The 22,610-nt window shown below is 60.8% G+C and carries 19 protein-coding genes and 2 pseudogenes; 11 read left to right on the top strand and 10 right to left on the bottom strand.

The window, feature by feature from the left end; all coding sequences use genetic code 11:
• Nucleotides 1–173 precede the first annotated feature (173 nt).
• From oscA to POF45_RS17110, 5 genes are all read left to right on the top strand, one after another.
• The gene (oscA, locus tag POF45_RS17090; RefSeq protein ID WP_007941032.1) at nt 174–356 is read left to right on the top strand and encodes a sulfur starvation response protein OscA; all 183 of its coding nucleotides are present in this window, start codon (nt 174–176) and stop codon (nt 354–356) included.
• 147 nt (nt 357–503) lie between these two features.
• Nucleotides 504–1,517 (top strand): sulfate ABC transporter substrate-binding protein, encoded by a 1,014-nt coding sequence (locus POF45_RS17095; protein WP_259498139.1) that lies wholly within the window; start codon nt 504–506, stop codon nt 1,515–1,517.
• Between the two features lie 69 nt (nt 1,518–1,586).
• Complete coding sequence (gene cysT / locus POF45_RS17100) at nt 1,587–2,405, top strand: sulfate ABC transporter permease subunit CysT (protein ID WP_282316210.1); 819 nt, start codon at nt 1,587–1,589, stop codon at nt 2,403–2,405.
• Nucleotides 2,406–2,417: 12 nt separating this feature from the next.
• Nucleotides 2,418–3,290 carry a sulfate ABC transporter permease subunit CysW gene (gene cysW / locus POF45_RS17105; protein WP_282316211.1) on the top strand — a complete coding sequence of 291 codons (873 nt, stop codon included), beginning with the start codon at nt 2,418–2,420 and terminating at the stop codon, nt 3,288–3,290.
• A 3-nt stretch (nt 3,291–3,293) separates the two neighbouring features.
• Nucleotides 3,294–4,283, top strand: a complete 990-nt coding sequence (locus tag POF45_RS17110) for a sulfate/molybdate ABC transporter ATP-binding protein (protein ID WP_259498145.1) — start codon at nt 3,294–3,296, stop codon at nt 4,281–4,283.
• A gap of 91 nt (nt 4,284–4,374) precedes the next feature.
• On the opposite strand, the gene POF45_RS17115 is transcribed toward POF45_RS17110, so the two are convergent.
• Nucleotides 4,375–4,899 carry an Mpo1 family 2-hydroxy fatty acid dioxygenase gene (locus tag POF45_RS17115; protein WP_282316212.1) on the bottom strand — a complete coding sequence of 175 codons (525 nt, stop codon included), beginning with the start codon at nt 4,897–4,899 and terminating at the stop codon, nt 4,375–4,377.
• A gap of 84 nt (nt 4,900–4,983) precedes the next feature.
• Here POF45_RS17115 and POF45_RS17120 point away from each other — a divergent pair, with 84 nt between their 5' ends.
• Both POF45_RS17120 and POF45_RS17125 read left to right on the top strand, forming a co-directional pair.
• Nucleotides 4,984–5,676, top strand: a complete 693-nt coding sequence (locus POF45_RS17120; RefSeq protein ID WP_282316213.1) for a Crp/Fnr family transcriptional regulator — start codon at nt 4,984–4,986, stop codon at nt 5,674–5,676.
• 109 nt (nt 5,677–5,785) lie between these two features.
• On the top strand, nt 5,786–6,151 hold the full coding sequence (locus tag POF45_RS17125; RefSeq protein ID WP_259498151.1) for a response regulator: 366 nt from the start codon (nt 5,786–5,788) through the stop codon (nt 6,149–6,151).
• Nucleotides 6,152–6,305: 154 nt separating this feature from the next.
• On the opposite strand, the gene POF45_RS17130 is transcribed toward POF45_RS17125, so the two are convergent.
• Nucleotides 6,306–7,310 carry an AraC family transcriptional regulator gene (locus tag POF45_RS17130; RefSeq protein ID WP_259498153.1) on the bottom strand — a complete coding sequence of 335 codons (1,005 nt, stop codon included), beginning with the start codon at nt 7,308–7,310 and terminating at the stop codon, nt 6,306–6,308.
• Nucleotides 7,311–7,410: 100 nt separating this feature from the next.
• Between POF45_RS17130 and POF45_RS17135 the strand changes: the two genes are divergently transcribed.
• A complete protein-coding gene (locus POF45_RS17135) occupies nt 7,411–8,484 on the top strand; it encodes a fatty acid desaturase (protein ID WP_282316214.1) in 1,074 nt (357 codons plus the stop codon).
• Between the two features lie 132 nt (nt 8,485–8,616).
• On the opposite strand, the gene POF45_RS17140 is transcribed toward POF45_RS17135, so the two are convergent.
• Genes POF45_RS17140 through POF45_RS17150 form a run of 3 tightly spaced genes read right to left on the bottom strand, consistent with a single transcriptional unit; the run spans nt 8,617 to nt 12,652 of the window.
• A complete protein-coding gene (locus tag POF45_RS17140; protein ID WP_282316215.1) occupies nt 8,617–10,227 on the bottom strand; it encodes an arylsulfatase in 1,611 nt (536 codons plus the stop codon).
• Between the two features lie 14 nt (nt 10,228–10,241).
• On the bottom strand, nt 10,242–11,057 hold the full coding sequence (locus POF45_RS17145) for an ABC transporter ATP-binding protein (protein ID WP_259498159.1): 816 nt from the start codon (nt 11,055–11,057) through the stop codon (nt 10,242–10,244).
• On the bottom strand, nt 11,054–12,652 hold the full coding sequence (locus POF45_RS17150) for an ABC transporter permease (RefSeq protein ID WP_282316216.1): 1,599 nt from the start codon (nt 12,650–12,652) through the stop codon (nt 11,054–11,056). Before POF45_RS17150 ends, POF45_RS17145 begins: the two co-directional genes overlap by 4 nt.
• A gap of 476 nt (nt 12,653–13,128) precedes the next feature.
• Between POF45_RS17150 and POF45_RS17155 the strand changes: the two genes are divergently transcribed.
• Nucleotides 13,129–14,142: an ABC transporter substrate-binding protein gene (locus tag POF45_RS17155; protein WP_282316217.1), complete on the top strand. Its 1,014-nt coding sequence runs from the start codon at nt 13,129–13,131 to the stop codon at nt 14,140–14,142.
• Nucleotides 14,143–14,293: 151 nt separating this feature from the next.
• Here the strand turns inward: POF45_RS17155 and POF45_RS17160 are convergent.
• The 3 genes and pseudogenes from POF45_RS17160 to POF45_RS17170 form a co-directional block, all read right to left on the bottom strand.
• A pseudogene (locus tag POF45_RS17160) lies at nt 14,294–14,503 on the bottom strand (LysR family transcriptional regulator); the annotation flags it as partial.
• Nucleotides 14,504–14,694: 191 nt separating this feature from the next.
• A pseudogene (locus POF45_RS17165) lies at nt 14,695–14,904 on the bottom strand (LysR family transcriptional regulator); the annotation flags it as partial.
• 191 nt (nt 14,905–15,095) lie between these two features.
• Nucleotides 15,096–16,016, bottom strand: a complete 921-nt coding sequence (locus POF45_RS17170; protein WP_259498165.1) for a LysR family transcriptional regulator — start codon at nt 16,014–16,016, stop codon at nt 15,096–15,098.
• Nucleotides 16,017–16,198: 182 nt separating this feature from the next.
• On the opposite strand from POF45_RS17170, the gene POF45_RS17175 reads away from it, so the two are divergent.
• Entirely contained in the window at nt 16,199–17,119 is a 921-nt protein-coding gene (locus POF45_RS17175; RefSeq protein ID WP_282316218.1) for a TauD/TfdA dioxygenase family protein, read from the top strand.
• A gap of 108 nt (nt 17,120–17,227) precedes the next feature.
• On the opposite strand, the gene POF45_RS17180 is transcribed toward POF45_RS17175, so the two are convergent.
• Entirely contained in the window at nt 17,228–18,844 is a 1,617-nt protein-coding gene (locus tag POF45_RS17180; protein WP_282316219.1) for an alkaline phosphatase family protein, read from the bottom strand.
• Nucleotides 18,845–19,061: 217 nt separating this feature from the next.
• Entirely contained in the window at nt 19,062–20,006 is a 945-nt protein-coding gene (locus POF45_RS17185) for a LysR family transcriptional regulator (RefSeq protein ID WP_282316220.1), read from the bottom strand.
• A 264-nt stretch (nt 20,007–20,270) separates the two neighbouring features.
• Between POF45_RS17185 and POF45_RS17190 the strand changes: the two genes are divergently transcribed.
• Nucleotides 20,271–22,577 (top strand): TonB-dependent receptor, encoded by a 2,307-nt coding sequence (locus POF45_RS17190; protein ID WP_431978628.1) that lies wholly within the window; start codon nt 20,271–20,273, stop codon nt 22,575–22,577.
• The last annotated feature ends 33 nt before the right edge of the window (nt 22,578–22,610 follow it).

A 22,610-nucleotide genomic window follows, 5' to 3' on the forward strand; every position in this document is an offset into this window, starting at 1 on the left:
GTCAAACGTGTTGGAATCCCCCGCAACCCCTTGTCCCGTCAAATAATGTCTTCTGGTTATATAAACATTCTTAAATAGTCTTTTTAAGAATATCCGCGCCTATCTACTATTGCCCTCACGCCGTAAGCAGTGTCGCCACTGCCAGGCAATCTCTCAGTCGAAGGAGCAGCACCATGAGCGCATCCCTACGTAGCGTTGACGGCCAGGACGAAGCCACCATTTTGCGTGAGATCCAGAGCGCCTTGCGCGATCTGCGTTTTGGCGCAGTGGAAATCACCGTGCACAACGCCCAAGTGGTTCAGATCGAACGCAAAGAAAAATTCCGTTTGCAGAACCCGGGTAACAAACCGAGCTGAACCGCTGATCAAAAGATCGCAGCCTGCGGCAGCTCCTGCAGGGGATGGGCGCAGGAGCTGCCGCAGGCGGCGATCTTTAAACAGGCAACCCGATTTCGAAATACATAAGAAAAAGCCAATACACCAGGAATTTCAGGAGCTTTCACCATGTCGTCGATTCGTCACTTCGCTTTGGCTGCTCTGGCCAGCGCCCTTTTTGCGGGCTCCGCGGTTGCCAAGGATTATGAGCTGCTCAACGTGTCGTACGACCCGACCCGCGAGCTGTATCAGGATTACAACGCCGAATTCATCAACTTCTGGAAGAAAGACCACGCTGGCGACAACGTGAAGATCCAGCAGTCCCACGGCGGTTCGGGCAAGCAGGGTCGTGCAGTGATCGACGGCCTGCGCGCCGACGTCGTGACCCTGGCCCTGGCCGGCGACATCGACGAAATCGCCAAACTGGGCAAAACCTTGCCGGCTGACTGGCAGAAACGCCTGCCGGACGCGAGCACGCCTTACACCTCCACCATCGTATTCCTGGTGCGCAAGGGCAACCCGAAAGGCATCAAGGATTGGGGCGATCTGGTCAAGAACGACGTTTCGGTGATCACGCCGAACCCGAAAACCTCGGGCGGCGCTCGCTGGAATTTCCTCGCAGCCTGGGCCTATGGCCTGAAAGCCAATGGCGGTGACGAAGCCAAGGCCAAGGAATACGTACAAACGCTGTTCAAGCACGTACCCGTGCTGGACACCGGCGCTCGCGGTTCGACCATCACCTTCGTCAACAACGGTCAGGGCGACGTGTTGCTGGCCTGGGAAAACGAAGCGTTTCTGGCGCTGAAAGAAGACGGCGGCGCCGACAAGTTCGACATCGTCGTGCCTTCGCTGTCGATCCTCGCCGAGCCGCCAGTGGCCCTGGTCGACAAGAACGCCGAGAAAAAGGGCAATACCGAAATCGCCGAAGCGTACCTCAAGCACCTGTACAGCCCAGCCGGTCAGGAAATTGCCGCAAAAAACTTCTATCGTCCGCGTGACAAGGATGTGGCTGCAAAGTACGCCAAGCAGTTCCCGACTCTTGAGCTGGTGACCATCGACAAGGACTTCGGCGGCTGGAAAACCGCGCAACCGAAATTCTTCAATGACGGTGGTGTGTTCGACCAGATCTACCAGGCGCAGTAATCCAAATCGCCTGAAAACGAGCCCCGGATCGCGATTCGGGGCTTTGTGCGTTCTCAACCAAGGACTTTTATGTCGCGTCGTATCTCCCCCGTCATACCCGGCTTCGGGCTGACGCTGGGCTACACCTTGGTGTACCTCAGCCTGATTGTGCTCATTCCACTGGCGGCGATGTTCGTGCATGCCGCCCAACTCACCTGGGACCAGTTCTGGGCAATCATCACCGCACCACGGGTGCTGGCGGCGCTGAAGCTGAGCTTTGGCACCGCGCTGGTTGCCGCGATCATCAACGGCGTCATTGGCACGCTGCTCGCCTGGGTGCTGGTGCGCTATACCTTCCCTGGACGCAAAGTCATCGACGCGATGATCGACCTGCCGTTCGCATTGCCGACGGCGGTGGCCGGTATTGCACTGACCGCGCTGTACACCCCCACCGGTCTGGTGGGTCAGTTTGCAGCGGATCTGGGTTTCAAGATCGCGTACACCCCGCTGGGCATCACCCTTGCGCTCACTTTTGTGACACTTCCATTCGTAGTACGTACCGTACAGCCAGTATTGGCCGATATTCCTCGTGAAGTGGAAGAAGCCGCGGCGTGCCTGGGGGCAAAACCATTGCAGGTTTTCCGCTATATCCTGGTGCCCGCGCTGTTGCCGGCATGGCTCACAGGATTCGCTTTGGCCTTTGCCCGCGGGGTCGGCGAGTACGGTTCGGTGATTTTCATCGCCGGTAACATGCCGATGAAAACCGAGATTCTGCCGCTGCTGATCATGGTCAAACTCGATCAGTACGATTACACCGGCGCTACGTCCATTGGTGTACTGATGCTGGTGGTTTCCTTTGTCCTGTTGCTGCTGATCAACTTGTTGCAGCGGCGCATCGAAACCCCATAAGGAGGCGCGAACATGTCCCAATCGTCTATTAGCGCCGCCAGTTCGGCCAACGCTGCCCGCCGTGGCAGTCCTGCATCGCGGCGCATCCTGATCAGCCTGTGCTGGCTGGTGTTTGCGCTGTTCTTGCTGTTGCCGCTGTTTATCGTGGTGTCCCAGGGTTTGAAGAACGGCCTCGGCGCGTTCTTCACTGCGATCTTCGAGCCCGACGCCTTGTCGGCGTTGAAACTCACGGTGATCGCCGTGCTGATTTCGGTGCCGCTGAACGTGGTGTTCGGCGTCAGCGCCGCATGGTGTGTCAGCAAATACTCGTTCCGTGGCAAGAGCATGCTCGTCACGCTGATCGACCTGCCGTTCTCGGTGTCGCCGGTCATCGCCGGTCTGGTCTACGTGCTGATGTTCGGCGCTCAGGGCTTCTTCGGACCGTGGTTGCAGGACCATGACATCCAGATTGTCTTCGCCTTGCCGGGCATCGTGCTGGCGACGATCTTCGTCACCGTGCCGTTCGTGGCCCGTGAGCTGATCCCGTTGATGCAGGAGCAGGGCACTCAGGAAGAAGAGGCCGCGCGCCTGCTCGGCGCCAACGGCTGGCAGATGTTCTGGCATGTCACCGTGCCGAACATCAAATGGGGCCTGATCTACGGCGTGGTGCTGTGTACCGCCCGGGCCATGGGTGAATTCGGTGCGGTGTCGGTGGTTTCCGGGCACATTCGCGGCGTGACCAACACCCTGCCGCTGCACGTCGAGATCCTCTACAACGAATACAACCACGTGGCCGCGTTCGCCGTGGCGAGCCTGTTGCTGATCATGGCGCTCTTCATCCTGCTGCTGAAGCAGTGGAGCGAATCCCGTATTAACCGCCTGCGCTCCAGCGCCGCGGAGGAATAAGACATGTCGATCGAAGTGCGTAACGTCAGCAAGAATTTCAATGCGTTCAAGGCGCTGGACAACATCAGCCTGGACATTCACAGCGGCGAACTCGTGGCGCTGTTGGGCCCGTCCGGCTGCGGCAAGACCACGCTGCTGCGGATCATCGCCGGCCTGGAAACCCCGGACCAGGGCAACATCGTGTTCCACGGTGAAGACGTGTCCGGCCACGATGTGCGTGATCGCAACGTCGGTTTCGTGTTCCAGCACTACGCCCTGTTCCGGCACATGACGGTGTTCGACAACGTCGCGTTCGGCCTGCGCATGAAACCGAAAAACCAGCGCCCGAGCGAAAGCCAGATCGCGGTCAAAGTCCACGAACTGCTGAACATGGTGCAACTGGACTGGCTCTCTGATCGCTACCCGGAGCAACTGTCCGGTGGTCAGCGTCAGCGTATCGCCCTGGCCCGCGCCTTGGCGGTAGAGCCGAAAGTGTTGCTGCTCGACGAGCCTTTCGGCGCCCTCGACGCCAAGGTCCGCAAGGAACTGCGCCGCTGGCTGGCGCGCTTGCACGAAGACATCAACCTGACCTCGGTATTCGTGACCCACGACCAGGAAGAAGCCATGGAAGTGGCGGACCGCATCGTGGTGATGAACAAGGGCGTGATCGAGCAGATTGGCTCGCCGGGCGAGGTCTATGAGAACCCGGCCAGCGATTTTGTTTATCACTTCCTCGGGGATTCGAACCGCCTGCACCTGGGCGACGACAATCACGTGCTGTTCCGCCCGCACGAAGTGTCGCTGTCACGCCATGAGCTGGAGGATCACCACGCGGCTGAAGTGCGCGATATCCGGCCACTGGGCGCGACCACGCGAGTGACGTTGAAGGTGGAAGGGCAGAGCGAATTGATCGAGGCCGAAGTGGTGAAAGACCACGACAGCCTGGTTGGATTGGCCAAGGGCGAGACCTTGTTCTTCAAGCCAAAAGTCTGGCAGAAAGTCGCCAACATCTAAGGTCAAAAGCATCGCGAGCAAGCTCGCTCCCACATTGGATCTGTGTCGTACACAAATCCCCTGTGGGAGCGAGCTTGCTCGCGATTACGTTCTACACAGCAGCACGCTTCGGATTGACCCGCACCCCACCCGCCCGCGCCTCGATCTGTTCTTTAAGGTCGCGCCGCAACCCCAACAAAAACGCCAGCTCCGCCACCACAAACAACGGCCCGACAATCAACCCCGTCACATCATCGACAAACGCCGGCTTGCGCCCTTCGTAATGATGGCCAACAAACTGAATCACCCAACCGACCACAAACATCGCCACGCCACTGCTCAACCAGAGCATGGTGCTCTGCTGCGCGAGTACATGTCCCAGCCACACCGACAAGCCCATCAACACCGTCATCAGTACCCCGAGGCGCAGCTCCAGGCGCAGGTAAAACCACGCCGACGCCAGCGCCAGCAGCAGCGTCGGTGACAGCCAGATCCCGGCCAGCGGCCACTGCGGGCGTGATAGCAATACCGCGACTGCGACCACGATCAGCGGAATACCGATGAAGTGGCTGGCGATGTTGCGCGGGTCACGGTGGTAGGCGGCGTATTGACTGAGATGGTCAACGAGGCTTTTCATTGTTATTCCTCCTGTAGGGTGATTGATCATGCCCCGGGTATCCGGTTCGTTCTGTCAGCCAGGCGACAATTTCCAGGAGTTTGCATGGACATGCAGGTGTGGCGTTCGCGCTTGATGACAGGGCAGTGGTTCAGCCATTTACCGGCTTCCTTTCAGCATAGTTTGCTGGCGGCGGCCAAAGTGCGGCGCCTGGCGGCCGGCCAGCGCTTGTTCCAGCGCGGCGATCCACCGTGCGGACTGTACGCCGTACTCGAAGGCGCGGTGCGCGTTGGCGCCGTCAGCGAGCAGGGCAAGGAGGCGCTGTTGAGCCTGGTGGAGCCGTCGCACTGGTTCGGCGAAATCTGCCTGTTCGATGGCCAGCCTCGTACTCACGATGCCTATGGCATGGGCGATTGCCTGCTGCTGCACGTTCCACAAACGGCGCTGCTGAAATTGCTCGACGAGCAACCGCTGTACTGGCGGCAGCTGGCGCTGCTGATGAGCCATAAACTGCGCCTGACCTTCATCAACCTCGAACAGCTGAGCCTGATGCCGGCCCCGGCAAGGCTGGCCCATCGCTTGCTGATGATTGCCGATGGCTATGGCGAAACCAATCCCCCGCGTCGCGTGCTGCAACTGCCCCAGGAGCAGCTGGCATCGATGCTGTCGCTGTCGCGCCAGACCACCAACCAGATTCTCAAGGACTTGCAGGGGCAGGGGATTCTCGGTCTGGGCTATGGCGAGATTGAAATCCTGGATGCGCAGCGGCTGAGAGCACTGGCCACAATCCAGCTTTAACCACAAAACCCACAGGGGATTTGTGTGGATTGCAGAAGCTGCAGCAAATTGTCATGGGCAATCACCCCAAACGCGCCTAGCCTGTATCCCTGACCAATCGAGGTGTGCCATGCGTGTGCTGTTAGTGGAAGACGAACCGGAGGTCGCCAAAAGCCTGGCCCAGGGACTGAGCGAGGCGAGCTACTCGGTGGACGTGGCGGTCAACGGAATGGATGGCCGGCGCTTTATCGAGTCAGGCGAATACGAACTGATCATCCTCGACGTGATGCTGCCGGGCCTCAACGGCTGGCAGTTGCTGCAACAGATCCGCAAACTCGGCGAAACCCCCGTGCTGTTCCTCACCACCACGGACGGCATCGAAGACCGGCTGCGCGGGCTGGAGCTGCACGAAGATGACTACCTGCTCAAACCGTTCGCCATGAGCGAACTGGTGGCGCGGGTGCGCAAGTTGTTGCGGCGGGATCGGGGGCGGTAACCGGTTTTTGCGCTGCCTGCGCCGGCCTCTTCGCGCGCAGGCTCGCTCCCACAGGGGCTTCGGTTGTTCACAAATTTTGTTTCCACTGAAGATCAAATGTGGGAGCGAGCCTGCTCGCGAAAAGGCCGGTGCAGCCAATTGATATCCCGGATCTTCAGCGCAACCCATCCCGAAACTGCCCCGGTGTCATGCCCGTCCAGCGCTTGAACGCGCGACTGAAGCTGCTGGTGTCGGCGAACCCCAGCAAATAGCTGATTTCGCTCAGTGAACACTGCGGATCACGCAGGTGCAGCAGCGCCAGATTTTCGCGGCTTTCGTTGAGCAGCGTATCGAATCGATAGCCCTCGTCCGCCAGGTGCCGTTGCAGGCTGCGCAAGCTCAGGTGCAGGTTTTGCGCGATGCGTTCGGCGCTCGGCTCACCTTCGGGCAGTTGCTCCTCGATGGCGTCGCGGACCTTGCGCTCCCAGGTCAGTGGCTTGAGTTGCGCGAGCGTGCGTTTGAGCACGGTTTCGTTGTGTTCGGCCAGTTCCGGGTTGGCGTCGTCCAGGTGGCTGTCGAAGTCCACCAGGGCGAACTCCAGACGATCTTCGTCGGCAGAAAAGTGCACCGGCGAGCGAAACACCTTGTGCCATTGATGCGGGTCCGCAGGCTCGGGCCGGCGCAGGTACACCGCCAGCGGTGCGTAATCGCGGCCCAGGCGGTTGCGGCAGGTGCGCACGTAGATCGCTGTAAAGGCATCGATGGCCTCAAAAGCCGGGGCCGGGTTGCCGATGGGGATTTTCAGGTGAAAGCGGTAGCGATCGGCGGCCCGGTCCAGTTGCAGGTCCAGGGCATCGCTGACCACGTGGTGATAACGCACGATGCGTTCAAACACTTCCCGCAGGCTGCCGCTGGCCACCAAGGCGTAGCCGAGCGCATGAAAAGTCGTCGGGCTGACGAAGCGCGACACCCGCAGGCCCAGCGCCGGGTCGCCGCTGGCCTGCACGGCCAGTTCCCACAGGCGCGTGGTGCCGGACAACGGGTAACGGGCGTTCGGGTCGTCCATCAGGCTTGGGTCGAGCCCCGCCTGTTGGCACAGGGCGGTGCTGTCCAGGTCCAGCGCATCGAGTTGCTTGCGCAGGGCGCGGGTCCAGCTGGCGAGGGAGGTCGGTTCAGTCATGCTGATTGGCGCGTCCGGTCAACAGGTTGGCGTTCACGGCTACCACGTTGTCATATGTCACACGGCAGGATGCAAACATCAATAACCAGAGGATGGAAGCATGGACCGTACTTGCGCAAGTCCCCAGCGACTGAATGCAGCACAGCGATCAGCGCATATTCGCGAAGTGGTGCTGGCCAAAGGCGTGGAACTGCGTCAGCGCTACCCGATTCTCAACCACCAGGACGCCCTTGGCGCGGGCATTCTGGCCTTCGCCCTGGCCGGGATGATCGGTTCGGCGGCGCTCTACATCACCGGGCACATGGCTTGGTGGGCGTGCCTGCTGTTGAACGCTTTTTTTGCGTCGCTGACCCACGAGCTGGAGCACGACCTGATCCACAGCATGTATTTCCGCAAACAACGGCTGCCCCATAACCTGATGATGGGCCTGGTCTGGCTGGCGCGGCCCAGCACCATCAATCCGTGGATCCGTCGTCACCTGCACCTCAACCACCATAAAGTCTCCGGCACCGAAGCCGACATGGAAGAGCGCGCCATCACCAACGGCGAGCCCTGGGGCATGGCGCGGTTACTGATGGTCGGCGACAACGTGATGTCGGCGTTCATCCGCATGCTGCGGGCCAAGACCTGGGCGCACAAATTCAGCATCATCAAACGCTCATTGAAGGTCTATGCGCCGCTGGCGCTGGTGCATTGGGGGGCGTGGTACGTGTTTCTCGGCTTCCACGCGGCCAATGGCATCGCGTATCTGCTGGGCACGCCAATTGAATGGTCGGCGACCACGCTGTCGGTGATGCAGGTGATCGACATTGCTGCCGTTGTGATCATCGGCCCGAACGTGCTGCGCACCTTTTGCCTGCACTTTGTCAGCTCGAACATGCATTACTACGGCGATGTGGAGCCGGGCAATGTGATCCAGCAGTGTCAGGTGTTGAACCCGTGGTGGATGTGGCCGTTGCAGGCGTTCTGCTTCAACTTCGGCAGCAGCCACGGCATCCATCATTTTGTGGTGAAGGAACCGTTCTACATCCGTCAGTTGACCGTGCCGGTGGCGCACAAGGTGATGCGCGAGATGGGGGTTCGGTTCAATGATTTCGGGACGTTTGGGCGGGCGAACCGGTTTGTGCGTGAGGATGAGGTGGTGGGGGAAGAGGGACGTCCAGTCCGGGCATGATGTGCTGTGGTTGATGGCCCCTTCGCAAGCAGGCTCGCTCCCACATTAGATCTCCAGTGGTCACACATTTTGTGTACGACGGAAGTCCAGTGTGGGAGCGAGCCTGCTCGCGAAAGCGTATTCCAGACAACATCAATCCGGCTGAAACGGCGACTCGCTCAAGATCACCCCGGTCTCCTCCACATAAGCCTGCCAATGCTCAATCAGCAAATCGAGCTTGTCCGGCCGGCTCAACGCCAAATCATGAATCTCCCCCGGATCAGCCGATAAGTCATAAAGCTGCCACGCCGCCGGCCCCACCGGCCCGGGAATGTAAACCGCCTTCCACTGCCCCTGCCGAATCGCTCGCCGCCCGAACAATTCCCAGCCCGTCACTGTGTGCTCGTCATGCACCTGCGCCGTTTCGCCGGACAGAAATCCCAGCCACGATTTACCGCGCAACTCGGCCACTTGTTTGTCGCGCCACTGTTTACCAGGATGCCGCACACCCGCCAGATCGAGAATCGTCGGCGTGATGTCCATCACGGTGCCAAAGCCATGACTGATCTGCCCCTTGAGCGACAGCTGCGGGTAATGCACCAATGCCGGTACGCGAATCCCGCCTTCAGTGGTAAATGCCTTGAACAGCCGCGACGGCGCGGTCGCGGTCTGCGCCCAGTTCGGCCCGTACCACACGTAGGAGTTGGCACGGCCGATGTTGTCCAGGCTGTTGTCGTAATGCTGGTTCAGGTAGGTGAGCAACTCCGGGCCAAACTTGGGAAACGCCTCCAGCAGCGCGCCTTCGGCACCGTTATCCGACATGAACAGGATGAACGTGTTGTCCAGTTGCCCCTGTTGGCGCAGGTACTCCACGACGCGACCGATGTTCCAGTCCATGCGCTCGACCATCGCCGCATACACCTCCATCGCCCGCGCGGAAATCTGCCGTTGTTCGTCACTCAACGCATCCCACTGCGCGCTGAGCTGGATCAGCGGATGCGGCTCGACATCGGCATCGATCAGCCCCAGCGACTTGAGTTTTTCCAGCCGTTCCAGGCGCAGCACTTCGGGGCCGGCGTCATAACGGCCGCGGTATTTTTCGACCACATCCGCCGGCGCCTGCAACGGCCAGTGCGGTGCGGAAAAGGGCAGGTAAGCGAAGAATGGCCGGCTCTGGTCGCGCTCCTTGAGGTACTGCAGCAGCTTGTCGCCGAAGGCGTCGGAGGAATAAAAATCCTTGGGCAATTGATCAACGAAGGTGTTGTCTTCGATGTACAGCGCCGGGGTGGATTTCAGCAGGCCAGGCGTCTGTTCGTCATACGTCGGCTCGAAGCCATAGTGGTTGGCGGCGCCGGGCAGCAACGAGAACGAACGCTCGAAGCCCCGGGCATGAGGCGCCAGTTCGGCGGTCAGGCCCAGGTGCCATTTGCCGCTCATCAAGGTCTGGTAACCGGCTTCGCGCAGCAGCTCGGGCAGGGCGACGACGCGGTCGTTCAGATAGCCCTCGTAACCCGGTTTTCCGATCAGATCGGGCGTCAGCGCCTCGGCCATGGTGCCGATGCCGGCGATGTGGTGATCGGTGCCGGTGAGCAGCATCGACCGAGTCGGCGAGCAGGTCGGCGCGGTGTGGAAGTCGGTCAGGCGCAGGCCATTGTTGGCCAGGGCGTCGAGGTTGGGCGTGGCGATCTCGCCGCCGAATGCGCCGATATCGGAAAAGCCCAGGTCATCGGCCAGAATCACCAGAAAGTTGGGACGTTGCGGCATCAAGAAACTCCTGTTCAGCAGGCAATGAACGACAGCGGCAGATCGCGGACCTGCACCTGTACGGGCGGTTGGTAATGGCCGTCAGCAGTGAGCTCGTGCAGCAGCTCTTCGCGCAATTGATGGAAGTCGAAACTGCTGCGCTGACGCGGATGGGGCAAGGCGATATCGACCACTTGCTTGATCCGGCCCGGGCGCGGCTCCATGACCACCACGCGGTCGGCGAGGAAGATCGCTTCCTCGACATCGTGGGTGACCAGGATCGTGGTGATTTTGGCGCGGCTGCGGATCGCCAACAGCTCGTCCTGCATCTGCTGGCGGGTCAGCGCGTCGAGGGCGCCGAAGGGCTCGTCCAGCAGCAAAATCCGTGGGCTGGCCACCAGGCCACGCGCAATCGCCACCCGTTGCGCCATGCCGCCAGAGAGCTGATGCGGGTAGGCGCGGGTGAAGTCCTTGAGGCCCACCAGGTCGATGAAATCGTCCACGCGCTTGTGCTTTTGCTCGGCACTCAGCGGTTCGTTGACCAGGCCCAGGCCGATGTTGTCGGCCACCGTCAGCCACGGGAATAACCGGTGTTCCTGAAACACGATGCCGCGCTCGCCGCCGATGCCGGTGACCGCTTTACCGTCGACGGTGATGTGCCCGCGATACTGCGTGTCGAGGCCCACCAGCAGCCGCAGCAACGTGGATTTTCCGCAGCCGCTGGAGCCGACGATGGCGACAAATTCGCCCTCGGCGATGTCCAGGTTGAATTCGCGAATCGCTTCCAGCTCAAAGCCGTCGACGTCGAAGGATTTGCCCACGTGATTGAAGCTGACAATCGGTGCGTTCATGCGTGTCTCCAGCGAGTAGCAAGGTGTTCCAGGCGTTGGCCAATGAGGTTGAGCAGGGCGCCGGTCAGGCCTACCAGCAACATGCCGGCCATGATCAGGTCCATGCGCAGCAGTTGTTGGGCGCTGATCATCTGGCTGCCGATGCCGCCGTTGGACGGCATGAAATATTCGGCGCCGATGGTGCCGAGCCAGGCATAGATCAGGCTCAGCCGCAGGCCGGCAAAAATCCCCGGCGCGGCGCCCGGCAAGACCAGTCGGCGCAGACGTTGGCCGAGGCTCAAACGCAGCACATGCGCGGCTTCGTTGAGCTGCGGCGAGAGGTTGGCGACGCTGCGTTGGGTGGCAATGAACAGCGGAAAAAAAGCGGCGAGCGCGACGAACACCCACTTGGCCAATTCCCCCAGGCCGAACCACGCCGTGAGCAACGGCACCCAGGCGAAAATCGCGATCTGGCGGATGGCGGCGAGGGTCGGGCCGAGCACCCGTTCGCTGGTGCGCGACAAGCCCAACAGCAGGCCCACTGCAAAACCGATCCCGCCACCCAGCAGCAGCCCCCCCAGCGTGCGCCCCAGACTCAGGGCCAGGCCACCGAGCAAGGTGCCGTCGAGCAAGCCGTGCCAGGTGGTTTGCAGTACGGCCAATGGGCTCACCAGAATGTTTGCGTCGACCCAGTGCTGATCCGTCGTGAGTTGCCACAGCGCCAGCAACGCGATTGGCAGCAACCACGGCTGCAAACGCTGCCAGCCTTCATAGCGCGGGCCGCGACGGATTTCGGCGGTGGCCGGGTGCGGCCAGTGCACCAGTTTCTTGTCGAGCCAGCCGACGCTGCGATCCATGGTCACGCCGATCAGGCCGACGACGACAATGCAGACAAAGACGATGTCGAGCATGAACAACTGCCGCGCCCAGACCATCAGATAGCCGATGCCTTCACTGGAAGCCAGCAGCTCCACGGCTAGCAGCGACGTCCAGCCAGCGGCCAGCGCCAGCCGCACACCGGCCATGAACGCCGGCAGCGCGGCGGGCAGCACCAGACGGCGGATCAACAGGTGCGTCGGCAAGCGCAGCACGGCGGCGGCTTCTCGCAATTTGGGCTGTGCATCCCGCACGCCGACCAGCGTGTGCAGGGTCACGGGCACTACGATGGCCTTGACCAGCACCACCAGTTTCAACGTTTCGCCGATGCCGAAAAACACCATGAACAGCGGTATCCAGGCCAGGGTCGGGACCTGCGCCAACCCGGCGAAGGTCGGGAACACCAGGCGTTCCAGACGCCGACTGAACCCCAGTGCGGCGCCCAGTACCGCGCCAATGCCAATCCCGGCGAGCAGGCCCCAGAACAGCCGTTGCAGACTTATCCACAGGTGACTCCAAAGTTCGCCTTGAGACAGTTCGACGGCGCTGCTCCAGACCAGCGACGGCGCTGGCAGGATTTGCTCGCTCATCCAGTGATTGCGGCTGGCCAGCCACCAAAGGGCAAACAGGCTGATGGGCAGCAACCAGGGCAATAACCGGTGGCTCAGCGTCGGCCATTGCCGCCGACGTTTGAGTGGCGGGGCCGCCAGCGGCAGGCTGAGAAGGGAAACACGGGCCATGGGTGACCTCCGTTGTTTTCCCTGCGGGAGTCGGGGGTTGCCCCGATGTCAGTCAATCAAATCCAATCCATGTGGGAGCGAGCCTGCTCGCGAAGAGGTCATCACATTCAATATCAATGTCGACTGATTCGCCGCCTTCGCGAGCAGGCTCGCTCCCACAGGTGTTGTGCCTCAACTGACAGACCTTGGTGCAGCCCGACTTCCACAGGCTTTTTGTGTATGCAAAATCGATCTATAAAATTTCAAATCAATACTATTGAGAGATAAGCGAGACCATTTAAGGCCTCTAGCCCACACGCAGCCAATGCATTCGGAGAATATTTTCCATGCTGTTTATGCATACGCGGCCAAGAGGCCCGTGCTGACTGATATAGATCCGAATGATCTAAAAATGTGAATTTATAGTATTTAAGCGTTGTTCAAGATTCAGCCTACTTTCGGCTCCTTAACGCCCGTTGCTACCAGGAGCCGTACCCATGAATCTGCCTTTCAAACGCGTCATCAGCCTGTTCGCCATTCCGGCTCTGGCGGGGTTGCTCGCGTTCACCGCCCATGCCGATGAACTCAAGGAAATCCGCATTGCCGTCCCCGACTTAAGCGCCGGTACCCAGCACAGCGGCGGTGGGGTGGTGGACGTGCTGCGTGAGCAGCAGATCTTCGAAAAGGCCTTCGCCGATCAGAGCATCAAGATTCAGTGGACCTTCTTCAAGGGCGCCGGTCCCGTGATCAACGAGGCATTTGCCAACGGTCAGTTGGACCTGGCTTATCTGGGGGATCTGGCGGCAATCATCGGCAAGTCGAACGGTCTGGATACGCGGCTGCTGAGCGCTTCGGCCCGTGGCGTCAAACACTACCTGGGCGTCGTGCCGGGTTCGGGCATCAAGACCCTGCAAGACCTCAAGGGCAAGCGCGTTGCGATCTTCCGTGGCACCGCCAGCCAGTTGTCATTCGACGCGGCGCTGGCCAGTCAGGGCCTGAGCGAGAAGGACATGAAAGTCATCAACCTCGACTTCAACGGCGCCGTCGCAGCGCTGGCAGCCAAACAGATCGACGCGTCCTGGGGCAGTTCCGGGTTGACCGCCTTGCAAGCCAAGGGCTTGGCCGAGTTGCCGCTGAGCACCAAGGACCTGGGGGGCGCGGGCAGTATTCAGAGCGTGCTGGTGGGCACCGGCAAGTTTGTCGACGAACATCCCGAGGCTGTTGCGAAATTGCTGAAAGCGCAGCAGCAGGCGGTGGAGTGGTTGACTCAGGACAGCAACAAAGACGCGTACATCCAGCTGGTGTCGGGGCTGGCGAGTTATCCACCGGTGATCTTGCAGCAGGATTTGAAGGATCAGAAATTGAGCGAGGTTTTCCCGTCGACGCTGGACCCGGTGTTCCTGGGGAAACTGCAGGATTCGGTGGACCTGGCTTCGCAGCAGCGGCTGATCCGCAAGCCGTTCAAGGTGACGGATTGGGTGGCGCCTGAGTTGGCGGCGGCAAAACTCTAAAACAAACACCTGTGGCGAGGGAGCTTGCTCCCGCTCGGCTGCGTAGCAGTCGCAATCCGGTCACCGCATTTGTTTGCCGAAAAAAACGTGTGGGCTGGTTCGGGACCGCTTCGCGGTCCAGCGGGAGCAAGCTCCCTCGCCACAAAAGCCATCAAACCGCGACAGCAATCTCCTGATTGTCCACCGCCACCAACGTCTCGATCATCGCCCTTGCCGCCGGCGACAACCGAAACCCCGTACGACTGACAATCCCGCACCGCGCATTCATGCTTTCAACGTTCTGCGGCAAATTGCGCCAGTGCAGCAGCACCAGCGAGCCCTGGGCAATGTCCTCTATGAACGCCTCTTGCGTGCCGATGCCGGATTGGGTGGCGCCTGAGTTGGCTGCGGCAAAACTCTAAAACAAACACCTGTGGCGAGGGAGCTTGCTCCCGCTCGGCTGCGTAGCAGTCGCCATCCGGTCACCGCATTTGTTTGCCGAAAAAAACGTGTGGGCTGGTTCGGGACCGCTTCGCGGTCCAGCGGGAGCAAGCTCCCTCGCCACAAAAGCCATCAAACCGCGACAGCAATCTCCTGATTGTCCACCGCCACCAACGTCTCGATCATCGCCCTTGCCGCCGGCGACAACCGAAACCCCGTACGACTGACAATCCCGCACCGCGCATTCATGCTTTCAACGTTCTGCGGCAAATTGCGCCAGTGCAGCAGCACCAGCGAACCCTGGGCAATGTCCTCTATGAACGCCTCTTGCGTGCCGATGCCGGATTGGGTGGCGCCTGAGTTGGCGGCGGCAAAACTCTAAAGCAAACACCTGTGGCGAGGGAGCTTGCTCCCGCTCGGCTGCGTAGCAGTCGCCATCCGGTCACCGCATTTGTTTGCCGAAAAAAACGTGTGGGCTGGTTCGGGACCGCTTCGCGGTCCAGCGGGAGCAAGCTCCCTCGCCACAAAAGCCATCAAACCGCGACAGCAATCTCCTGATTGTCCACCGCCACCAACGTCTCGATCATCGCCCTTGCCGCCGGCGACAACCGAAACCCCGTACGACTGACAATCCCGCACCGCGCATTCATGCTTTCAACGTTCTGCGGCAGATTGCGCCAGTGCAGCAGCACCAGCGAACCCTGGGCAATGTCCTCTATGAACGCCTCTTGCGTGCCGATGCCGATGGCATTGGATTGCAGCACGATCTTCACCAGCGCCGGGAAATGCTCGGTCTCGATGGTCGGTGAAAAATCGATCCGCCCGCTGAGGTTCGCCAACAGTTTGCGAATGCCCGGCGGGATCAAAGTGGTCGCCAGCGGGTAGTCGAACATGTCGTTGGTCGACAGGCTCTCCTTGGCCAGCAACGGATGCCCCGGGCGGCAGAAAAACACTCCGCGTCTGGGCGTGAGCGCCTGGGTCTGGAAGTTGGGGTCGGCCTCGAAATGGCGGATGTCGGCAATGAAGAATTCGATCTCTTCGCGGGTCAACGCGCGGCTGAGTTTTTCCCAGTTATCGACCTGAAAACAGGTGCGCACTTTCGGGTGTGCGTTGATGAATTGCGCCACGGCATTGGGCACCAGTTTGACCGCCGGCGCCGGGCCGCAACCGAAGCGCAGTTCACCGGCGTCGAGCTTGGTCATCTGCGTGACTTCGGCGCTGAGCATTGCCGCGCCCTGCACCAGGCTCAAGGCGTGCTGCAGCACCACCTGGCCCTCGGGCGTGGGGCGCAGATCCTTGTTGCCACGGTCCACCAGCACGCAGCCGAACTCCTGCTCAAGCCCCTGAATACTGCGGCTGAACGCCGGTTGGGTGATGCCCATGGCATCCGCCGCACGGACGAAACTGCGGTGTTCGTTGAGGGCGATGAAGTAGCGTAACTGGCGAAGATCCATATGCTTTCCCGGCATCCTAAAAATAGCTCGAAGGCATTTGCGACGAGGGCTGGTTGAGGTTTTAAATGCAAGCTCTTATTCCGTCAACGAAGCATGTGAATATCTATTAGATCTAAAGTGAATATAGATAGAGCGTTGTTTCGCTGCCGCTCAACCGTAAGCAGTCCGATGAGGGTCTACCCATGAGCAATGCCGCTTTAGCTGTAAAACCCGTTGTCCACGCGCTTGAAATTCATCCGGTGGCCGGTCGCATCGGCGCCGAGATCCGTGGCGTGCAACTGTCCGGTGAGCTGGACGCAAGCACCGTTGAAGCCATCCAGCAGGCACTGGTGCAGTACAAGGTAGTGTTCTTCCGCGAGCAGACCCACCTCGACGACCAGCGCCAGGAGGCCTTTGCCCACTTGCTCGGCGAACCGGTGGCGCACCCGACGGTGCCGGTACGTGACGGCACCCGATACCTGCTGGAACTGGACGGCGCTGAAGGCCAGCGCGCCAACTCGTGGCACACCGACGTGACCTTCGTCGACGCCTACCCGAAAGCCTCGATCCTGCGCTCGGTGGTGGCTCCGGCCCATGGTGGCGATACCGTCTGGGCCAACACCGCGACGGCCTACAACGAACTGGCCCCGGAACTGCGAGAGCTGGCCGACAAGCTGGTGGCGGTGCACAGCAACGAATACGACTACGCCGGCGCCAAGCCTGACGTGTCGGCGGAGAAGCTGGAGCGCTACCGCAAGGTCTTCACTTCCACTGTTTACGAAACCGAACACCCGGTGGTTCGCGTGCACCCGATCAGCGGCGAGAAGAGCCTGCTGCTGGGGCACTTCGTCAAACGCATCAAGGGCTATTCCCAGGCGGATTCGGCGCACTTGTTCGGCCTGCTGCAAAGCCATGTCACCCGCCTGGAAAACACCGTGCGCTGGCGCTGGAAAGCCGGCGATGTGGCGATCTGGGATAACCGTTCGACCCAGCATTATGCGGTGGATGACTACGGGACCCAGGACCGCATCGTGCGCCGCGTGACGCTCAAGGGCGAAGTGCCGGTCGGGGTAGCGGGGCAGCGCAGCCAGACCATCAAGGGCGCCGAGATCGTTGGCGTCTGATCCACCGCCATCGCGAGCAAGCCCGCTCCCACAGGGGGTTCGATGCCGTACACAAAACTTGTGTTCACAACTGATCAAATGTGGGAGCGGGCTTGCCCGCGATGCTTCTCACCACACGCCGATCTGCACCACTTTCTCGGTTTGCGGCTCGCCATAACGAAAGCGCTGCCCTCGCAGATCAATCTCCTGATGGCTGATGGTCGTCCGGCGCTTCAACCCGCGCACCCACTCGAACAGATAGTCGGCGTGCTCTTCACGAACCGAGGCGAACTCAGGATTGGCGCCTAAATCCTTGAGTTCCTGCGGATCATTCAACAGATCAAACAACTGGGGCCTGAACCCGTCATACGCCAGGTACTTCCAGCGTTCGCTGCGCACCATCGTCATGCGGCAGCGGTCGATGGGTTGCGCAAGCCGTTCCCGCGCCGGGGCCTGGAACGCGTAGTCGTATTCGCTGATCGCATAACGGCGCCAGTCGGTCTTGGTGCCGTGCAGCAAAGGGATCAAGGACCGCCCTTCCAGTCGATGATCGGCATTCGGCAGCCCCAGCGCATCGAGGAATGTCGGCAATGCATCAATGGTTTCCACCAATCGCTCATCCACGGTGCCACGGCTGATATCCGCAGCCGCACGCGGGTCGCGCACGATCAGTGGCACGCCCACGGCCGGCTCCAGCAGAAACTCTTTTTCGCCCAGGTAGTGATCGCCCAGAAAGTCGCCGTGGTCGCTGGTGAACACAATCAGCGTGTCGTCCCAGCGGCCACTGCTTTGAAGAAAATCGAAAAGCCGGCCGAGCTGGTCATCGACCTGTTTGATCAGGCCCATGTACGTCGGAATCACGTTCAAGCGCACTTCATCCCTGGAGAAATTCAGGCTCTCTTCATGCTGGCAGAATGCGTTGTACACCGGGTGATCGCTGGCCTCGCCGACCGCTGCACGCACCGGTTCAAGCACATGCTCGGCGCCATACAGCGCGTGGTAAGGCGCCGGGGCGATGTAGGGCCAGTGTGGCTTGATGTACGACAGGTGCAGGCACCACGGCTGCTCGCCCTGTTCGCTGATGAAGTCGATGGCGCGGTCGGTGGTGCAGGCGGTTTCCGAATGCCGTTCGGGCACACGCGCGGGTAAATGAGCGTTGCGCATTTTCCAGCCGCTGAGGATTTCCCCCTGTTCGCCTTCGGCGGCGTTGGCCCAGTCGTGCCACGGGTTGCGGCCCGCGAAACCCTGTTCGCGCAGGTAATGGGTGTAGGGCGCGGACTCGCGCTTGTCGTCGAACAGCGGGCTGTCGGGGAAGATCCCGTCGTGGCGAAAGAACGCTTCGAAGCCGACTTCGTTCAACTGTTCAGCCTGATCGCTGGCAGGGTCGATGGCCAGCCGTTGCAAGGCATCGACATTGGGCGTGGCGTGGGTCTTGCCCACCAGTGCGGTGCGGATGCCATGCGGGCGCAGGTAGTCACCGATGGTCAGCTCTTCCAGCGGCAAGGGCACCGCATTCCACGCCACCTGGTGGCTACTGACATAACGCCCGGTGTACGCCGACATCCGCGACGGCCCGCAGATCGTGCCCTGGGTGTAGGCGCGGCTGAAACGCACGCCAGCGGCAGCCAGGCGGTCGATGTTCGGGGTGTGCAGATGCGGGTGGCCGTAGCACGACAGGTAATCGCGGCGCAGTTGATCGCACATGATGTACAGCACGTTGCGCACGGGGTTCGGGGTGTTGGGCATGGGGGTTCACCGATCGGAAGACAGGCGAGGGTTTTCGCTGGTTGGGCGGGTATGAGGCAAGTGCATTTGGGGAATGGGGTTTATGCAGTGGGTGCATCGGTGCATGGGCCGGCCTCTTCGCGAGCAGGCTCGCTCCCACAATAGACCCTGCTATGGCGACTTTCTCTGGCAACCACAAATCCCCTGTGGGAGCGAGCCTGCTCGCGAAGGCGGTGGTTCAGACCGCCAGATTCTCCAGCGAACAAACCTCCTCATCCAGCTCATCAACCGCCTTGATCTGCGCAATCATCGCTTCGGCCAGCGGCGATAATCGATACCCCGTCCGACTGACAATTCCATAGCGCGTATACAGCTCCTCCCGATCATCCGCCAACCCGTCGATCTTCAAGATCACCAGCTCACCTCTGGCGTTATGCAGCGCATCCGAGTACGCGCCAACAATGCCAATCGCCTGCGAACGCACCACCACGCTCAGCAGGCTGGCGCTGTTTTCGCACTCCACATTCGGCGTGAAATCCGGGCGGCCACTGAGGTCGACGATGACTTTGCGCAGATTTGGCGGCCGGATGCTCACCGCCAGCGGGTAACTCATCAACTCCGCTGCGCTGACGCTGTCCCGGTCTGCCAACGGATGCCCTTTGCGGCAGCAGAAGTGCCATTTGCGTGGACGCAGGCGTTGGGTCAGGTAGTCCGGGTCGGCTTCGAACTGGCGCGTGTCAGCGACGAAGAACTCGAACTCTTCACTCAGCAGCCGTTTGCTCAAGCTCTGCCAGTCGTCCACCTGAAACTGCACCCGCGCTTTCGGATAGCGCCCGATAAAACTGCCGATGGCACGCGGAATCAACCCTGCCGCTGGCGCCGGCCCGCAACCGAAGCGCAACTCACCGGCTTCCAGCCCGTTGAACTGGCTGATCTCGTTGGCCATCTGCTGCGCGCCGCTGACCAGCCGCCGCGCATGTTCGAGCAGCACCAGGCCCTGTTTGGTCGGCGCCAGGTCCTTGCGCCCGCGATCCACCAGTTGACACCCGACGCTGTGTTCCAGCGCCTGGATGCTGCGGCTGAAGGCCGATTGCGACAGGTTCACCGCCAGCGCGCCCGCGACGAAGCTGCGCTGGTCGGCGAGGGCAATGAAGTGGCGAAGCTGACGCAAATCGATATGCATTTTTCACATAAAAAATATCGGGGAAATGCATTGGATATGCATTAGGTCGACTCCTTATAAAGGCAATCTCTTATGCAGTAAATCTTTGTAAAAACATAAATAAATAACTTAAAAGAATATGCACTGCTGTCAGTCACTGCGTGTTTTTTGACCAGGAGCGTCCCATGAGTCCGTTGAACCTTGCGTCACCCCTCACACCTCGACGGCTCAAGCGCCTGCCCCTGGCTCTGCTGCTGGCAGGAAGCGCCCAGGCCTGGGCGGCGGATCCTGCTACCCCTGGCTCTGCTGCTGGCAGGAAGCGCCCAGGCCTGGGCGGCGGATCCTGCTACCCCTGAAACGCCACCCGCCGGCAAAACCACTGCCGACAGCTCGCAGCTGGAAACCGTGACCGTGACCACTCGCCGTCGTGAAGAAAGTTCGCAGGACGTGCCCACGCCCATGAGCGTGATTGGCGGTCAGGCGCTGGAAACCCAGCGGGTTTATCGCATTCAGGATTTGCAGCAACTGGTGCCCAGCGTCAACGTCGCCTACATGCATGCGCGCCAGTCCAGCGTGTCGATTCGCGGCCTGGGCAACAACCCGGCCAGCGACGGCCTGGAAGGCAGTGTCGGGCTCTATATCGACAACGTTTATCTGGGCCGCCCCGGCATGGCAGTGTTCGACCTGATGGACATCGAACAGCTCGAAGTGCTGCGCGGTCCCCAGGGCACCTTGTTCGGCAAGAACACCACCGCCGGCGTGATCAACATCAGCACCCGTGCGCCGACATTCACACCCGAACGCAGCATCGAAACCTCGGTGGGCCAGGACGGCTACCTGCAGACCAAGGGCACTATTTCCGGGCCGTTGAACGATGAACTGGCGGGACGTTTTTCCGCTTACAGCAGCCACAGCGACGGCGACATCAAGAACGAATACAACGGCCATGAATTGAATGGCGGCACCCGCGACGGCTTTCGTGGCCAGTTGCTGTTCAAGCCCAACGAATCGTTCAACGTGCGCTGGATCGGCGATTACAACGAAGAGGATTCGAGCGCCGGCACCCGCGTGCTGTACAGCACCGGGCCGACCATCAATGGCGTGAACCTGTACGAGCAGCGTGCTGCGGCAGCCGGTGCGACGCTGGCCAACGGGCCTCACAGGGAGGTCAATCTGGACAGCGATCAGCACGTCACCGTGCATCAGGGCGGCACCTCGCTGGAAGCCAACTGGACCTTGCCCAGCGACTTCACCCTGACGTCGATCAGCTCTTATCGCTTCTGGAATTTCACCCCGCGCAACGACGACGGACTGAACGTGCCGGTGGCCTACAACGCCGGAGTCTCGGTGGAAGATAAGCAGTACTCGCAGGAATTGCGCCTCGCCTCACCCAAGGGCGAATTCTTCGATTACGTGCTTGGCGCCTATTACTTCGGTTCCAATCTGGATAACAAATCCTTCTCCTATTACGGCCCCAAAGCCGACATCTGGAACGGCACGCCAGCCGGTGCGCTGGCCAACGTCAACAGCGTCGGCAATGGCCACATCGAAACCAACAGCTTTGCGCTGTTTGCCCAAGGCACCTGGCACCTCACAGAGCGCCTGGATTTCACCGCCGGGGTGCGCGGCACTTATGAAGAGAAAAACGCCTGGGTGACCCGTGATGCACCAGTCGGCGGCGCAGCAGTGACCGGCGCGGCGGCCGCGGCACGCAGCGGACGGGCCGGTGTTTACGATTCCGGCGACTTGAATCAGTACAGCTCCAGCCCTTCGGGCCTGCTCAACCTGAGCTATCGCCTCACCGACAATGTGCTCGGCTACGCGACCTTGTCTCATGGCGAGAAATCCGGGGGCGTGAACCTCGCGGTCGGCTCGGCACCTACGGCGGGCGCCGACTCGTTGCTGATCGGCACCGAGCGCGCCAACAACGCCGAACTCGGTTTCAAAAGCACCCTGTGGGACAAGCGCCTGCAACTCAACGCCAACCTGTTCTGGACCCAGGTCAACGCCTACCAGACCAACGCCTATGACGACGTCAACCGCGTGCAATACCTGACCAACGCCGGCTCGGTGCGCTCACGCGGCGTGGAAGTCGAAAGCACCATAATCCCGTTGCGCGGCCTGACGCTGAACCTCAACGGCTCGTTCAACGACGTGCGCTATCTGTCCTACAAAGATGCACCGTGCCCGCCGGAAGTCAGCCAGGCACCGGGCGCTCCGGCCTCATGCGATCTCAGTGGCCACCAAGTGGTCGGCGCCTCGAAATGGATCGGCAACGCCAACGGCGAGTACAAATGGAACCTGAGCAACGGCCTCGAGGAATATGTGACCGGCAGCTACGCGTTCCGCTCCAAAGCCGTGGGCACGGTTGAGGACTCCGACTACGGACAGATCCCGAGTTACGCTGTAGTCAACCTGTCCACAGGCTTTCGCGGTGATTTCCATCAGGGCCAGTGGGACGTCTCGCTATGGCTGAAAAACGCCTTCGACAAGACCTACTACACCACCCTCTGGACCGGCGGCAATGGCGGTTATGAAGGCTTGCTCGGCACACCGCGGACCCTGGGCCTGACCGGGCGCTATGACTTCTGAGCCTTGATGTGAGTTATGACTGGGTGCCGAAGG

Origin of the sequence: Pseudomonas fungipugnans, assembly GCF_029955235.1 — a bacterium.
Lineage (GTDB): Bacteria > Pseudomonadota > Gammaproteobacteria > Pseudomonadales > Pseudomonadaceae > Aquipseudomonas > Aquipseudomonas fungipugnans.

Coding starts and splice junctions, on each gene's coding strand:
- oscA (WP_007941032.1), top strand. CDS start 174: ATGAGCGCATCCCTACGTAGCGTTGACGGCCAGGACGAAGCCACCATT.
- POF45_RS17095 (WP_259498139.1), top strand. CDS start 504: ATGTCGTCGATTCGTCACTTCGCTTTGGCTGCTCTGGCCAGCGCCCTT.
- cysT (WP_282316210.1), top strand. CDS start 1,587: ATGTCGCGTCGTATCTCCCCCGTCATACCCGGCTTCGGGCTGACGCTG.
- cysW (WP_282316211.1), top strand. CDS start 2,418: ATGTCCCAATCGTCTATTAGCGCCGCCAGTTCGGCCAACGCTGCCCGC.
- POF45_RS17110 (WP_259498145.1), top strand. CDS start 3,294: ATGTCGATCGAAGTGCGTAACGTCAGCAAGAATTTCAATGCGTTCAAG.
- POF45_RS17115 (WP_282316212.1), bottom strand. CDS start 4,899: ATGAAAAGCCTCGTTGACCATCTCAGTCAATACGCCGCCTACCACCGT.
- POF45_RS17120 (WP_282316213.1), top strand. CDS start 4,984: ATGGACATGCAGGTGTGGCGTTCGCGCTTGATGACAGGGCAGTGGTTC.
- POF45_RS17125 (WP_259498151.1), top strand. CDS start 5,786: ATGCGTGTGCTGTTAGTGGAAGACGAACCGGAGGTCGCCAAAAGCCTG.
- POF45_RS17130 (WP_259498153.1), bottom strand. CDS start 7,310: ATGACTGAACCGACCTCCCTCGCCAGCTGGACCCGCGCCCTGCGCAAG.
- POF45_RS17135 (WP_282316214.1), top strand. CDS start 7,411: ATGGACCGTACTTGCGCAAGTCCCCAGCGACTGAATGCAGCACAGCGA.
- POF45_RS17140 (WP_282316215.1), bottom strand. CDS start 10,227: ATGCCGCAACGTCCCAACTTTCTGGTGATTCTGGCCGATGACCTGGGC.
- POF45_RS17145 (WP_259498159.1), bottom strand. CDS start 11,057: ATGAACGCACCGATTGTCAGCTTCAATCACGTGGGCAAATCCTTCGAC.
- POF45_RS17150 (WP_282316216.1), bottom strand. CDS start 12,652: ATGGCCCGTGTTTCCCTTCTCAGCCTGCCGCTGGCGGCCCCGCCACTC.
- POF45_RS17155 (WP_282316217.1), top strand. CDS start 13,129: ATGAATCTGCCTTTCAAACGCGTCATCAGCCTGTTCGCCATTCCGGCT.
- POF45_RS17170 (WP_259498165.1), bottom strand. CDS start 16,016: ATGGATCTTCGCCAGTTACGCTACTTCATCGCCCTCAACGAACACCGC.
- POF45_RS17175 (WP_282316218.1), top strand. CDS start 16,199: ATGAGCAATGCCGCTTTAGCTGTAAAACCCGTTGTCCACGCGCTTGAA.
- POF45_RS17180 (WP_282316219.1), bottom strand. CDS start 18,844: ATGCCCAACACCCCGAACCCCGTGCGCAACGTGCTGTACATCATGTGC.
- POF45_RS17185 (WP_282316220.1), bottom strand. CDS start 20,006: ATGCATATCGATTTGCGTCAGCTTCGCCACTTCATTGCCCTCGCCGAC.